10 protein-coding genes are annotated in these 13,889 nt (G+C 42.0%); 9 read left to right on the forward strand and 1 reads right to left on the reverse strand.

The annotated features are described in order from the left end of the window. The first annotated feature begins 9 nt into the window (after positions 1-9). From nrdR to I3249_RS11855, 3 genes are all read left to right on the forward strand, one after another. Positions 10-468 carry a transcriptional regulator NrdR gene (gene nrdR, locus I3249_RS11845; protein ID WP_057762240.1) on the forward strand — a complete coding sequence of 153 codons (459 nt, stop codon included), beginning with the start codon at positions 10-12 and terminating at the stop codon, positions 466-468. Between the two features lie 126 nt (positions 469-594). Then, positions 595-1,650 (forward strand): bifunctional diaminohydroxyphosphoribosylaminopyrimidine deaminase/5-amino-6-(5-phosphoribosylamino)uracil reductase RibD, encoded by a 1,056-nt coding sequence (ribD, locus tag I3249_RS11850; protein WP_238070110.1) that lies wholly within the window; start codon positions 595-597, stop codon positions 1,648-1,650. Positions 1,651-2,082: 432 nt separating this feature from the next. Continuing rightward, positions 2,083-2,757, forward strand: a complete 675-nt coding sequence (locus I3249_RS11855; protein WP_238070111.1) for a riboflavin synthase — start codon at positions 2,083-2,085, stop codon at positions 2,755-2,757. Between the two features lie 105 nt (positions 2,758-2,862). Here I3249_RS11855 and I3249_RS11860 read toward each other — a convergent pair whose 3' ends face one another. Continuing rightward, positions 2,863-5,616, reverse strand: coding sequence for a hybrid sensor histidine kinase/response regulator (locus tag I3249_RS11860; protein ID WP_238070112.1), 2,754 nt, complete (start codon positions 5,614-5,616; stop codon positions 2,863-2,865). Positions 5,617-5,943: 327 nt separating this feature from the next. Here I3249_RS11860 and fmt point away from each other — a divergent pair, with 327 nt between their 5' ends. The 6 genes from fmt to I3249_RS11890 all read left to right on the forward strand — a co-directional run bounded on the left by fmt (position 5,944) and on the right by I3249_RS11890 (position 13,636). After that, the gene (gene fmt, locus I3249_RS11865) at positions 5,944-7,014 is read left to right on the forward strand and encodes a methionyl-tRNA formyltransferase (RefSeq protein WP_238070113.1); all 1,071 of its coding nucleotides are present in this window, start codon (positions 5,944-5,946) and stop codon (positions 7,012-7,014) included. A 65-nt stretch (positions 7,015-7,079) separates the two neighbouring features. After that, complete coding sequence (locus I3249_RS11870; protein ID WP_238070114.1) at positions 7,080-8,672, forward strand: transcription antitermination factor NusB; 1,593 nt, start codon at positions 7,080-7,082, stop codon at positions 8,670-8,672. 46 nt (positions 8,673-8,718) lie between these two features. Next, positions 8,719-10,140 (forward strand): threonine synthase, encoded by a 1,422-nt coding sequence (thrC, locus tag I3249_RS11875; RefSeq protein WP_238070115.1) that lies wholly within the window; start codon positions 8,719-8,721, stop codon positions 10,138-10,140. Positions 10,141-10,471: 331 nt separating this feature from the next. After that, the gene (locus I3249_RS11880; RefSeq protein WP_238070116.1) at positions 10,472-11,563 is read left to right on the forward strand and encodes a LysM peptidoglycan-binding domain-containing protein; all 1,092 of its coding nucleotides are present in this window, start codon (positions 10,472-10,474) and stop codon (positions 11,561-11,563) included. A gap of 75 nt (positions 11,564-11,638) precedes the next feature. Then, positions 11,639-12,889, forward strand: a complete 1,251-nt coding sequence (dprA, locus tag I3249_RS11885; protein ID WP_238070119.1) for a DNA-processing protein DprA — start codon at positions 11,639-11,641, stop codon at positions 12,887-12,889. A gap of 117 nt (positions 12,890-13,006) precedes the next feature. Beyond that, complete coding sequence (locus I3249_RS11890; protein WP_238070117.1) at positions 13,007-13,636, forward strand: L-threonylcarbamoyladenylate synthase; 630 nt, start codon at positions 13,007-13,009, stop codon at positions 13,634-13,636. The last annotated feature ends 253 nt before the right edge of the window (positions 13,637-13,889 follow it).

Consider the following 13,889-nt stretch of genomic DNA (forward strand, 5'->3'; position numbering starts at 1 on the left):
GGAAATGCTATGCACTGTCCGTACTGTAATGCGTCAGAGACCAAGGTTATTGACTCACGTCTTGCTGCGGAAGGGGCACAAGTGCGTCGACGCCGTTCGTGTAACAGCTGCCAAGAACGTTTTACGACTTTTGAGATGGTAGAAGTTGTCATGCCAAGGATTATCAAATCGAGCAACAAGATTGAACCTTACGACAATGAAAAGCTGCGCCGTTCTATTTTACTACCTTTACAAAAGCGTCCCATCACTATCGATGAACAAGAGGCGATGATTAGTCGTATTGAAAAGCGTGTTAGGCAGATGGGTGAGCGAGAAATCAGTAGTAAGGTCTTGGGTGAAATCATCATGAGTGAACTAAAAACTTTAGATGATGTCGCCTATGTACGCTTTGCTAGCGTGTATCGAGACTTTCAAGATATCGATGCATTCCATCAAGAAATTGCCAATATTCGTCCAAATGAGAAGTAAGCGAAGTAAGCTTTTAAGTAATCCCTAGTTGATAAGTGTTTCCCAATTACTAATCAGAATTACCAATCAGCTTTCAAACCTTATTTTCTTATATAGAACCCTTAATCATTTATTAAGCCTAGCCTTATGTCTACTCAAAGCCATGCTCAAGATGCTCAAGACCGCTACTTTATGATGCTTGCTATCGAACAAGCGAAGCGCGGTTTGTATACTACTAGACCCAATCCTGCAGTGGGCTGCATTATTGTTCAGGCAGAGCAGATTGTGGGTCAAGGATTTCACCCGAAAGCTGGTGAGCCACATGCAGAAGTGTTTGCGCTGAAAGAAGCGGGCATACGAACGGCAGGGGCCACTGCTTACGTTACATTAGAGCCCTGTAGTCATACGGGACGTACGCCGCCATGTGCATTGGCGTTAGTTGCCGCTAAGGTAAAGCGCGTTGTGATTGCAGGTCTAGATCCAAATCCGCAGGTTGCAGGCCGCGGTGTGAAACTATTAGAGCAAGCTGGCATTGAGGTAACAGTCGGTGTCCTGACAGAGCAAGCAGAGGCACTAAACCGTGGGTTTCTAAAAGCTATGCGCACTCAGATGCCCTATGTAAGATTGAAAATAGCGACCAGTTTAGACGGCCGTACAGCGATGGCATCTGGCGAATCTAAGTGGATTACCTCGACAGCTGCTCGCGAGGATGTACAAAAACTACGAGCACAAAGTGGTGCGATTATTACAGGTAGTGAAACCGTAATAACTGATAACCCACAGCTCAATGTGCGCTCAAGACAACTAGACGTACCGCCTGAGAAAATACCTAATCCTAAAATAGTCATACTTGATAGGCGTCAGCGTTTAAAACACAGCTTACAGTCTGATTATCAGCTGTGCCGGCATCCAGATACTATCTATTGGTATGAAGACGATCTACCAGCGTTGTTAGCAAAGTTAGTCAGTGAGCATCAATGCTATGACGTGTTGGTAGAAGCAGGTGCTAGCGTTGCAGGTAGTTTTTTGAGTCAACAGTTGGTAGATGAGTTAATCGTGTATCAAGCACCTTGTTTACTTGGTGATGACGCTCGGCCAATGGTTGATTTCAATCCTATGTTCCTTGCTCAGCAATTACGGTTTGATATAGAAAGTCATCAACAGCTTGGCCCAGATCTCAAATTAACCCTATTACCTTTATAAATATTCTTCGTATAAGTAGGTTGTCCACAAGTTATAAAAATAAGACTAAAATGTGGGTAAATACGTCATTGATTTACGTGTTTCACATGGAACTGTGTATAACTTTGTTTCACATGAAACGGAAAAGATGGGTTTATCTTGAGTTTTTTGTTAAATATTATTTAAAATCAATAACTTATTGGTTGTTTACTAGATAAGTATACTTCATGTGAAATTTGCATTCGTTGTGGATAACTATGTATTTATAGATGCTTTTTGCTATATCTCTATTGATATATCCCTACTTATCCACAATCTATCCTATTAAAGGTCAAGTCTAACGATGTTTCACTGTCATCTATTTGAACAAATTGTGATAAAGAATTTATAGATGATTTGATAAACTAAAACATATCGCCTATAACGGCAATACTGTAATGAGATGAGGATAATATGTTTACTGGAATTATAGAAAGCGTTGGAAAAGTTAAATCTATGCAGGCCACAGGCGGTGACATACGTTTGACAGTAGAGTCTAATGACTTAGATTTCAGTGACGTGAAGCTAGGCGATTCTATTGCATCAAATGGTATTTGTTTAACCGTGGTAGAGCTCGGAAGTAACTACTACTCTGTTGATGTCTCACGTGAAACAATTGCTCGAACTGCATTAGAAGGGTTAAAAGCAGGGCATACGGTCAATCTAGAAAAAGCCATGCTACCAACAACACGTTTTGGTGGTCATATCGTAGCTGGTCATGTAGATGGAGTAGGGGTCGTTAGCAAATTACAACAAGATGCTCGTTCTATCTATATTGAGATTGAGATACCGCAAGAGCTAGCGCACTATACAGCGACCAAAGGCTCTATTACAGTAGATGGTATTAGTCTGACGACCAATTTAGTGCGTGACAATATTGTCTCTCTAAATATCATTCCGCATACTGCTCAAGTGACAAATATCGCTAAGCATTGGTTAGTAGGTAACAAAGTTAATATTGAAGTAGATATCGTTGCCCGTTATCTAGAACGTCTACTAAATAAATCTCAATCTGGGGGTATGAATGCGTCAAGCCCGCAAAGCCAAATCACAGAAACATTTTTGGCCGATAATGGGTTTATGAAATAACAATTAAGCTTACCGAAATACTATCCTCGTACCAAGTTTTTGACCCTATCGATATTACTTTGATTAGGTGATATCGATAGGGTATTTTTTATTTGCACTAGAGATTTATTGTATAAAACTCTGCAAAACGGACTCTAAGTCTTTCTTACTAATGGGTTTGGATAAAAACTCGTCCATACCTACTTGCATACAAGCCTCGCGATCTTCTTCTGTATTATTCGCAGTTAGCGCCACAATCGGTATTTTATCACCTTGCGAGCGAATCACTTGTGTGGCTTGTAAGCCATCCATAACGGGCATTCGGCAGTCCATCAAAATCAAAGAGATTTCTTCACGTTGGCTTTTGAGTTTCTCGAGTGCTTGCTGTCCATCTTCTGCGACAATACTACGATAACCAAGTTTACTTAACATCTTGCAGGCTATCTTTTGGTTAGTAGGACTGTCTTCTACGACCAAAATCAGTGGAGACAAGATTTCTTTCTTAGGTATATCTTCTACAAAAGATAGACTACTGTCATATTGATGTTTGACCAGTATGTTTAGCGTTTTCCTTGCAAATAAGGTTAAACGTAGCAGTTCAGAAAGTAATAAACTTGCGTCCAAGGGTTTGGTCAAAAATCCATCATATTGGCCTAGTAAAGTAGAAGGGATATGCCTTTCAAGTTTCATGCTAAGTAATATCTTCGGTAGTGAAGGCGTAGCGACTAGGTCGTTTAACGCTTCTTGTTGTTCGTTATACTTGTTGCTCGCATGAACTGGTAAGGTGATGGATTGGCTATACTCATAATCTAATAACAAGACAGGAATGATAGTTTGCTCATCTTGTTTTAATTGTTTTTTTAGCTGCTGTACAGTGGCTCTATCTAAAGTGCTGTAGATAGTCACGGATATCGTTAAGTACTCGCACAAACGTTGTAAATGTTTAGCAACTAGAGGCTGATTGATGATAGCGATAAGGTGAATATGGGGCAGCTGCGAACAACGATGATATACCGATTGATAAGTGGTCTGAGGATAAGGAAGGTAGAGGCTAAATATCGTTTCTTTATCCACCGTATTACTTAGTTCAATGAAACCGCCGAGTAACTGAGCAAAGCTATTGGCATCACTCAAGCCAATATTACTGTCTTCAACTAAGTTCTGATTGCTTTGATTCAAGATATTGACTAATTGATTTTGTCTCTCAGGAGTAATAGTTGCTCCAGTGTCTTTTACGCTAAACCGAATCCAATAAGATGTCTGCGCAGGCATTGTCGTGTCATTGTTAGGAGTTAAATGCTGATTACTTATTCGCGTTACTTTATCTTCAGGTACACGATCAACAGTGAGCGCGACATAGCCTGATGTTGTAAAAGTAATAGCGTTTTTCAATAAGTTTAATAGAATATGGTGCAGTCGAATGTAATCAGTTTCGATGTAACGGGGACAGTCCGGCGCAAAGAAATAGATCAATTCTAACCCTTGTTGTCTTATTTCTTTTGTGACTAAATTGCTAACCTCTTTGCTTACCTTATAAATATCAACCGTTTCTATACTTAGACGTGTTTTTCTGACTTCAACTTCCTCTGTTGCTAGCGTCTCATTGAGCACAGTCAACATGCTTTGACTGGTTGTAATCAATGTATTTAGAGTTTTTTTGCCTTGAGCTGTCAATATTAAAGGGTCGATGGGTTCCAACGAATCAATTATCTTCTCTAGTGGTAACCTTAACTTACGACCTATAAATGCTTGGGCTTCGTTTGATTCATCAATTTGTAATTGCAGTTGTTGGTTGTGCAGCTGTAGTTGTTCAGATTGATGTAAAATTTCATCAACATTATTAAAAATCACAGTAAAACCGTGAACTTGCCCATGTTCACCGAACCATGGTGTTACGTGTAGTTGGTAGGCTTGTTTATTTTCCAAGCCATAAACTATCAGTGTGCGAGTAACGCGCAAACTTGAGATGGTTTTTAACAGTATTTGAGTGGCCTCATCTTTCCCTTCAACGAAATCAGTCAGCTCATAGCTCTGTTCACTCTGTGTAGGAGGAGTAAACACTTGCTCAAAACGCTGATTATAGAAACTAATTTGACCATGTCGTATACTCATCAACATCGGTAAGGGTGCCTGATCAACCAAGCGTTCTAAACGATGAGTCAATGTTTTTATACGCCGATAGTCATTATGTAGCTGGTAGCTGACGCGACTTAGCGCATGACCTAATAACATGAACTCGGTAGTAGATTTCTTTTGTAAAAACGGTGGCGGCGTATAAGATTCTTTGGCGCGGCTACTCAAATTATCCGTATAAACCAGTAGTTGTTCCCAGTTAGTTCGACGATTAAGCATATAGAGCAATGCCATGAAAAATAGTACGATGGCGACCATCAAAGGGAGCCAATAACGGTAAGATATCCAGTCGACAACAAAAGGTTCGTGGCGTAATACGATATAAATCTGATGTCCGCTTTTTAGATTAATGATTCCTGTTAGGTCATTGCTATTGATGGTATAAGAGCTATGGTCGCTGCTGCTAGAAGCTGATGTACCGATGGTAGGGAAAGCAACGGTAGAAAAAGCAGATTCATTAGGACGAGTATTATGATGAATATAGGTCTGCCCAGAAGGCATCATTAAAATCAGCTGATAGCTAAGGTGATCAAAAGCAGGTTGTTCTAAGATTTTTTTTATTTCACTATCTACAGGCGCTGCATGCTCAATAATACTGTGCTGTAGGGCATAAAAAGTATCTATGCTATGTTGCTCACTATGTTTTTTCATCCCATCAAACATTGTGACATAGTACAGCAGTAACATAACCGTGAGAGACAAGGCATAAAAAATCAATAAGCGCTGTAAGGACTGAAACTGTTGCATGAAAGCGTGGCCCTATCTCGACACAAAAAAATATAGTGAAATTAAAATTAGGTTTCTACATATTGTAGGTGAATTATACGACAGTTGAATTGTCTAAAATTTTTAGTGTTACCCTCTATTTATAGCAGAATAACGGCTTACTGTTTACAGAGAGTGGTTATTAACACCAAATTGTTTTGTAAAAGATATAAATAGAACGTTCGATGTTCTTGATATTATAAAGGCAAATAATGTCATTGGTTATCGTGAAGTGAGGTCATTACAATCATGGCACTGCGCCGTAAACTCACCTATAATGAACAAATAAACCTTATATAATGCATGATTATGACTACAACTGCTCCTACCTTTGATACATCTAACTCGCTTACTGACCATGATAACCCAACTACTAACCGATTAAGGGTAGTATTTGCGGGTACGCCTGAATTTGCTGCTATTAGCCTTGAGTCATTAATTAAGCAGCAAGAAGCGCTGAATATAGAAATAGTCGCTGTTTACACGCAGCCTGATCGTAAAGCAGGTCGTGGTCAAAAACTGTCAGCCTCTGCGGTAAAAGAAGTTGCATTGGCACATGATATCGCTATAGAGCAACCAGTCACTTTTAAAAAGTCTAGTGCAGAAGGGCTAGCTGCTAGGCAAACTCTGCGCACCTATCAACCAGATGTGATGATTGTCGCCGCTTACGGGTTGATCCTACCTATCGGTGTATTAGAGACGCCTACTCATGGTTGCTTGAATATTCACGCTTCACTGTTACCACGCTGGCGCGGTGCTGCACCTATCCATCGTGCACTTTTAGCCGGAGATGATGAGACCGGCATTACCATTATGCAGATGGATAAAGGTCTTGATACAGGTGACATGCTTTATAAAGTTAGCGAAAGTATTGCCTCTGATGATACTGCTGCTAGCCTACATGATAAGATGGCTACACTTGGTGCGACAGCCATTAGTACGGTGCTAAAAGATTTAGCTACTTATCAAGCTCAAGCTATTGCTCAAGACGATAGTCAAGCCAACTACGCTGAAAAACTGGTCAAAACCGAAGGCGAGGTTGATTGGTCGCAGCCTGCTGCCGCTATTGAACGCCAAATTCGTGGGCTGACACCATGGCCAGGTGCTTATACTTTCCTAGCAGGGCAGCGCGTTAAAATACTGGCTAGCTTACCTGTAAATACATCGCAGCAAACCAATGAGCCTGCTGGAACGGTTATCAGTGTCGGACGAAAAGCGATTTTAGTCGCTTGTGGTAAAGAGAGTGACGCTGAATCGTCAGCCACCACTTTAGCCATTACTCATTTACAGTTTGCGGGTGGTAAGCCGATGACAGCTGAACAAGTTTGCCATGGCAACCAATTAAATGACGGCGATCAATTTACGTCAGAAACAAAATAACGTTACTTATATCTAACCTACTTGCACAAGACGCTATCGATCATACGTCAAGGAAATGAAATTTAATGAGACAAAACAGTACTGCGCCTAGAAACAATAAGCTCAAACCATCAAGCAATCTTATTATGAATGGCAGCGTACGCGTGCGTGTGATTCGTACCTTACTGGCTATTCAAAATGGTCAGTCGCTCTCAAGCGTCCTTGACCCGTTACTGAATAGTCTGCACGATGGTGACAAAGGCTTTGCTCATGCGTTACTGCTCACGACATTGCGCCAGTGGCATGCGCTGGCACGTTTGCTCGATAGCTTAGCAGACAACCCTATCGACGAGGTTGAAGTGCGTACCACTATTCAAGTCGGCTTAGTACAGTTGCTATATTTAGAAGTGGCTGACCATGCTGCGATTCATGAAACCGTTGAAGCAGCCAAAGAGATTGAATTCGCTCACTCGACTGGTTTAGTAAATGCTATTTTGCGTAAAGTCGCTAAGAATCCAAGCAAATTCCGTAAGAAATGCGATAAAAAGCATAGCTTACCGAACTGGCTCGCTTATCAGCTTAAGCAAGATTGGAGCGAACAGTATGACGATCTGACACAAGGCTTGCGTCAGCCAGCACCGATGTTTTTACGAGTGAATTCTGCGGTTACGTCGGTAGAGGACTATCAGCATGCATTAGACGGGGCAGAAATTGATGCAGATATCGTTGAGCTAACGACTGGTTTTAAGGTAGCAAGCTCATCAGGGTCTGCCACTTCTACCACGCTATCAAACAAAGGTCTTAGACTACATCAAAGCACTGCCGTTAACGCTTTGCCTGATTTTGCCTTAGGAACGGCTAGCGTACAAGACATGCATGCGCAACTAGCTGCGCCGATTATTAATCAAGCATTAATGGCTAAGCTTAGCGCTGAAAGTGCGAATACTGACAGTGATAGTGTTGGGAAAGAGATACATATTCTAGATGCTTGTGCAGCCCCTGGTGGTAAGCTTGCTCATTGGTTAGAGCTTATAAGTGCTAACGACCAGTCATCGTTGTTTCACGTGAAACAAGATAACAATGGGATGTCATCTGAAACGTCGCCTGAAAATACCAACATCAAAGTAACAGCTATCGATAACGAAGCACCACGTATCGAGCGTATTCGTGAGAATTTACAGCGCCTAAATTTAAGTCAGCATGATTTGCAGCAAGCAGATAACAGCATTGCACTTAATATCGTCTGTGCAGATGCGACCAGATGGCAGCATGGAAAAAATAAAAAAGCAGCTACCAATGAGCCGGTATTTGATGCGATATTATTGGACTCTCCTTGTACTGCGACTGGCGTGATTCGCCGTCATCCAGATATCAGTATCCTGCGTACCGAAGAAGACATCGAACAGACGGCGCTGTTGCAAGCAGACATCTTGCACAATCTATGGCCACAACTCAAAGCTGGTGGTTATCTGCTGTACGTGACATGTTCTATCTTAAAGCAAGAGAACGTCGAGCAAATGCAGGACTTTATTACTCATCATAATGACGCAGTAGTGATTGAGTTTACCGACGATTGCAGTTGGGGTATCGAACAAGCAATCGGTCGTCAATGCTTACCGATTGATAGTGCAAGCGGCGATGGTTTTTATTATGCGTTGCTACAAAAAACTGCTGAATAAACCGTTTTTAAATATTGAATAACATTATTGTAGACAGGACAATCTAATGAAATATATCAGTACCCGTGGTCAGACAGCACCAATGGATTTTAGTGATGTGCTTTTGATGGGTCTTGCCCCAGATGGTGGTTTGATGTTGCCTGAGCATTATCCAAATATCGATAGTGCAACCCTTGATGAATGGCGTACGCTCAGCTATCCGCAGCTTGCGATGGCGATTATGCAGTGTTTTGCCACTGATATTCCTACGGCTGATTTGCAAGATATCATTGAGCGCACTTACACTGCTGATGTGTTTGGCTCTGACGAGATTGTTCCTGTCCGCAAGCTCGAAGACAATTTATATATTCTAGGATTATCGAACGGTCCAACATTGGCATTTAAAGACGTTGCCATGCAGTTCTTAGGCAATGCCTTTGAGTATGTACTTAAGAAAAAAGACGCACGTATTACGATCATCGGTGCAACAAGTGGTGACACGGGTAGTGCAGCAGAGTATGCATTGCGCGGCAAAGAGAACATCGAAGTCTTTATGCTATCTCCACACGGCAAAATGAGTGAGTTCCAGCGTGCGCAGATGTATAGTTTGACCGATAAAAACATACATAATATCGCTATTGATGGGATGTTTGATGATTGCCAGGATATCGTCAAAGCGCTACAGCAAGATGCTGAGTTTAAAGCCGCTTATAACCTAGGTACAGTAAACTCTATCAACTGGGGTCGTATCCTAGCGCAGATTGTTTATTACTTTAAAGCTTACTTTGCGGTCACGACGAGCAACGATGAAAAAGTCAGCTTTAGCGTACCATCAGGTAACTTTGGTAACATTTGTGCTGGTCACATCGCTCGCGAAATGGGACTGCCAATTGACCGTCTGATTGTCGCAACCAATGAAAACGACGTTTTAAATGACTTCTTCAATCAAGGCGCTTATCAGCCACGTCCGACTGAAAAAACTTATGTCACTTCAAGCCCGTCAATGGATATTTCAAAAGCGTCTAACTTTGAGCGTTTTGTTTATCTGCTATTAGAGAAAGACAGCGCACGCGTTCATGAACTATTCGATGGCGTAAAATCAGGTCGAGGCTTTGACTTGTCTGACTTGATGGAAGCAGTTAATACGCGTTACGGTTTTGCTGCTGGTAAATCTACTCATAGCGACCGCTTGCAGACTATCAAAGCGCTTTATGAACAGCATAGTGAATTGGTTGATCCACATACTGCAGACGGCATTAAAGTCGCCAAAGAGCTACAGCTGGACGGTGAAATCATCGTTTGTGCAGAGACGGCATTACCCGTTAAATTTGCAGATACTATCGTTGAAGCAGTAGGTCAAATAGATATTGAGCGTCCAGCGCATACTGAAGGGTTAGAAGATTTACCACAGCATGTAGTGGTACTGGAAAACAAGGCTGAACTGGTTGCTGAACAAATCCGCCAACATGTTACGCCGAATCCTGCTTAAGTAATTACGGTCTTTATGCTTATCATCAACAAGGAAAAGTATCCGCGTAAAAGTTACACCATTGTAATAAAGTGTTTATGATTGTGTTATGGTAGATATAATTGTAATATTAGAAACAGCGTCAGCAAGTCATCATCGTGCTAGGCGCTTTTTTAGGAATTATTCTAGCCAATTACACTGAACAGTTACCCTATAATCGCCATAAGAATTTTATTAATAAGTTTCTGATAAATTTGATTTTTTATTAATTTAAGAGATTTTTACAGTAATAAATTAAGTACAGTTCTTTGCGTCGAATACAGTGGTACATATTGTGGATATAACGATGAAGATGAGCTTAAAAAAGATAGCAAAAGCACTGTTAATTACGACGTTTAGTAGTGCCATGTTGATGAGCACGGCTCAAGCTAACAATCCGCCGCCAACTATCAAAGCTGATGCGCCCAATCGTTATATCGTTAAAAAAGGCGATACCTTATGGGATATTTCAGGTCGCTATCTAGACAGTCCTTGGCGCTGGAAAGAAATTTGGGCCACCAATAAGCAAATCAAAAATCCAAACCTTATCTACCCCAATGACGTTCTTATCCTTTGTGTGATTCAAGGAAAAACGCTGATTGGCGTTGATACTGGTGAAGGCTGTGCTGGCGTTGAAAAGCAGCTTACTGGAAGTGTAAGTACAAGTACGGTCGCGATTACCTCGACGGCCAATAGCATTCCTCCTATTCCGTGGTCAGCTATTCAGCATTGGCTTGATAAAACGCTTATCGTAAATCCTCAAGACTTTAATACCACACCTTATATTTTAGCTTCTAAAAACCGTAACTTAATTACTGCGCGCGGTGATAAAGTCTATGCTAAAGGCGTACCGCTTATCGTGGGTCAGCGTTACGGCGTTTACCGTGAGGGTGAGCTATATGTAGATCCCAAAACTCAAGAAGTGATTGGTCTAGAAGTTACGCAGGTAGCGACAGGACTAGTAACTTCTACAGAAAGTAATGGTGTGACTAGCTTGCAGCTTATCGATAGCTATGGCAAAGAAGTGCGTGAAGGGGATCGCGTATTTGTAGAGTTAGACAACGCTATTCCTCCTGTCTTTTATCCAACGCCTGCAAGTGTCAGTCGCGGCGGTATGATCGTACGTGTGATGGACTCTATCAGCTCGGCTGCGAAGGGTAGTGTGGTCGCCATCAATTTAGGTAGCTTACAAGGTGCTAAGCCAGGTGATGTGCTGACGGTTTATCAAAAAGGGCCTTTGGTACGTGATACTAAGGACAATGACACACCGGTACGTCTACCAAACGAGCCAAGTGGTATGGTGATGGTTTTTAATACTTTTGACCATATCAGCTATGCTTACGTACTAGACTCTGAATTACCGCTCAATATTGGCGATCAGTTATTACCACCCCCTTATTTATAAATAGCTATAAGGCTTTATTAAGCAATATATCAAACTAAATACTAATCTAAGCTTGCCTATACGAGACAGATGACAATGACGGCAGTCACCTCTTCTTTATCCGACGATCAGCGCGCTATCTTAGCGCTGTGGTACGAGGTGAATGCGTCATTATCTGCTTATCACAAACTGATCACTTCTTTCGGTTATCCGCAGCTTGCTTGGCAAGCTAAAGTAGAGGCATGGAAGCAGCTCGGTATTCACCACACCCATCTCAAACGTCATGAACAGCCAGAGCAAACACTCGCCAATATCGATAAGATTCAGCAAGCATTGATAGATGGGCGCTATGGTCTGCTATTCGCTGATGACGCCGACTATCCTGCCCAACTCTTACAAATCTACGACCCGCCGCCATTATTATTTTATCGTGGGAATAGCGCGCGCCTACATCAAGCACAAATCGCTATAGTAGGTAGCCGTAAACCCACCGCGCATGCGCAAAAAATCACGTTTGATATGGCGCAGTACTTAGCGCAAGCAGGTTATATCGTTACTAGCGGTCTAGCTATGGGTGTAGATAAACGCGCACATTTAGGTGCGCTAGCACAAGCAGACCCTGACTATCAGGGACGGACGGTTGGTGTAATGGGTACAGGGATCGATGTGAACTATCCCAATCATCGAGATCAGTTATTTACTCAAATTATCGAGCAAGGTGGCTGCATTATTAGTGAGCTACTACCGCATACGCAGCCACATAAACATACTTTTCCGCGTCGCAATCGTTTGGTAGCTGGGCTGAGTCTCGCGACCATTGTAACGGAAGCGACCATCAAAAGCGGCTCGCTTATAACAGCACGTCTCACGTCTGAACAAGGTAAACAGGTCTTTGCTATTCCCAGTCATATTGATAATAGTAATGCAGAGGGTTGCCATCATTTGATACGTGAAGGTGCGACCTTGATTTATCATCCGCAGCAAGTACTAGAAGACGTCAATGGTCAGCTTGATTACGATAAAGGCGCTTATAGAACAGCAAACGCTACCAACTCTAATAGCAATCACTCGAATGTCACTCAGACTTCCGATACGTTTGAGATAGAGAAAAACTCAATCAAATCTACTAGCCGGCAACCATCCTCTGAGATAAAACCTGCGCGCAGTACAGTCGTTGTGCCTGAGAATTTAGCTGCAATCTATGAGCAGCTTGACTGGCATGGGCAAGATTTAGATGCGCTTATTAGTGCAACCAAGCTTGCACCGCCGCAGTTGATTGGTCAGCTAATGGAGCTTGAGTTAATGGGTCTTATCAGCGAACAAGGTGGACGATATTTGCGCGTTTAAAGTAACGTAAATATTCCTTATTGGACACTGGCATAGATAGCCCTTAGTTATAGACTCTCCTAGACAATATCTCTATTGTGGTATTATTAGGATTTACTTCTACGAACCATTTAAGTCATGAGCCAACCTACACCTCTTATTACTAATTCTGCCATCCAAGCTGCTAAGTGGCTAAAAGAAGGAAAACTGCTCGCGTATCCTACAGAAAGCGTTTGGGGTATTGGTTGCGACCCTTATGACCAAGCAGCTGTTCAGCGTATCTTGGATATCAAACAACGTCCACAAGCCAAAGGCATGATAGTCGTTACTGATAGTGTGTCTCGCTTAGCCCCCTTACTAGCCTCTTTAGATGATGTTCAGCGCCAGCAGGTTATTGATAGCTGGCAGACAGACGATAGTAGAGATGAACAGCACAATCGCCAAGCACATACTTGGTTATTACCGATTCCTCAGTCGCTTGCGAACACTGTACCTACTTGGATTACCGGGCAGCATCAGACTATTGCTGTTCGAGTTATCTCGCATCCTACAATTCGTAAGCTTTGCCAGCAGCTGGTCAGTGAGCAGAATCCATTTGGTCTATTGGTTTCTACAAGCTGCAACCGATCAGGACAAACGCCTGCTAGCACCTTTGAAGCCGCCTATGCTTATTTCGAAGAGCAAATTGGTTATTTGCAGGGTGATACATTGGGTTATACCTTACCTAGCCAGATTCGTGACGCAACGACAGGCTTGGTTATTCGTTAGTGGACAAGAAAGATGTAGACGTTTTTTTTGCTACCTGTTTGCCTTACTCAACATGTTTTCTATTGTATGAGCTACATTTTTACAATAATGCTGGCACAAATACTGTTTATCACATACTGACGGTAGCCCTGAATAGGATTTAGGCAGTCATATGAAAAATAAATTAAATCAGCCAAGTGACCCCTGCCGTCAATCCCGTAGAATTAAACTTGGGAGATTTTAGTTACGCAGCTTGACGATAATAATCAAACCA

It is taken from the genome of Psychrobacter sp. Ps1 (assembly GCF_022129425.1).
In the GTDB taxonomy this organism is placed as follows: domain Bacteria; phylum Pseudomonadota; class Gammaproteobacteria; order Pseudomonadales; family Moraxellaceae; genus Psychrobacter.

What these genes read in the sequence shown, in the direction of transcription:
- nrdR (WP_057762240.1), top strand. Translation starts at nt 10, where the DNA reads ATGCACTGTCCGTACTGTAATGCGTCAGAGACCAAGGTTATTGACTCA.
- ribD (WP_238070110.1), top strand. Translation starts at nt 595, where the DNA reads ATGTCTACTCAAAGCCATGCTCAAGATGCTCAAGACCGCTACTTTATG.
- I3249_RS11855 (WP_238070111.1), top strand. Translation starts at nt 2,083, where the DNA reads ATGTTTACTGGAATTATAGAAAGCGTTGGAAAAGTTAAATCTATGCAG.
- I3249_RS11860 (WP_238070112.1), bottom strand. Translation starts at nt 5,616, where the DNA reads ATGCAACAGTTTCAGTCCTTACAGCGCTTATTGATTTTTTATGCCTTG.
- fmt (WP_238070113.1), top strand. Translation starts at nt 5,944, where the DNA reads ATGACTACAACTGCTCCTACCTTTGATACATCTAACTCGCTTACTGAC.
- I3249_RS11870 (WP_238070114.1), top strand. Translation starts at nt 7,080, where the DNA reads ATGAGACAAAACAGTACTGCGCCTAGAAACAATAAGCTCAAACCATCA.
- thrC (WP_238070115.1), top strand. Translation starts at nt 8,719, where the DNA reads ATGAAATATATCAGTACCCGTGGTCAGACAGCACCAATGGATTTTAGT.
- I3249_RS11880 (WP_238070116.1), top strand. Translation starts at nt 10,472, where the DNA reads ATGAGCTTAAAAAAGATAGCAAAAGCACTGTTAATTACGACGTTTAGT.
- dprA (WP_238070119.1), top strand. Translation starts at nt 11,639, where the DNA reads ATGACGGCAGTCACCTCTTCTTTATCCGACGATCAGCGCGCTATCTTA.
- I3249_RS11890 (WP_238070117.1), top strand. Translation starts at nt 13,007, where the DNA reads ATGAGCCAACCTACACCTCTTATTACTAATTCTGCCATCCAAGCTGCT.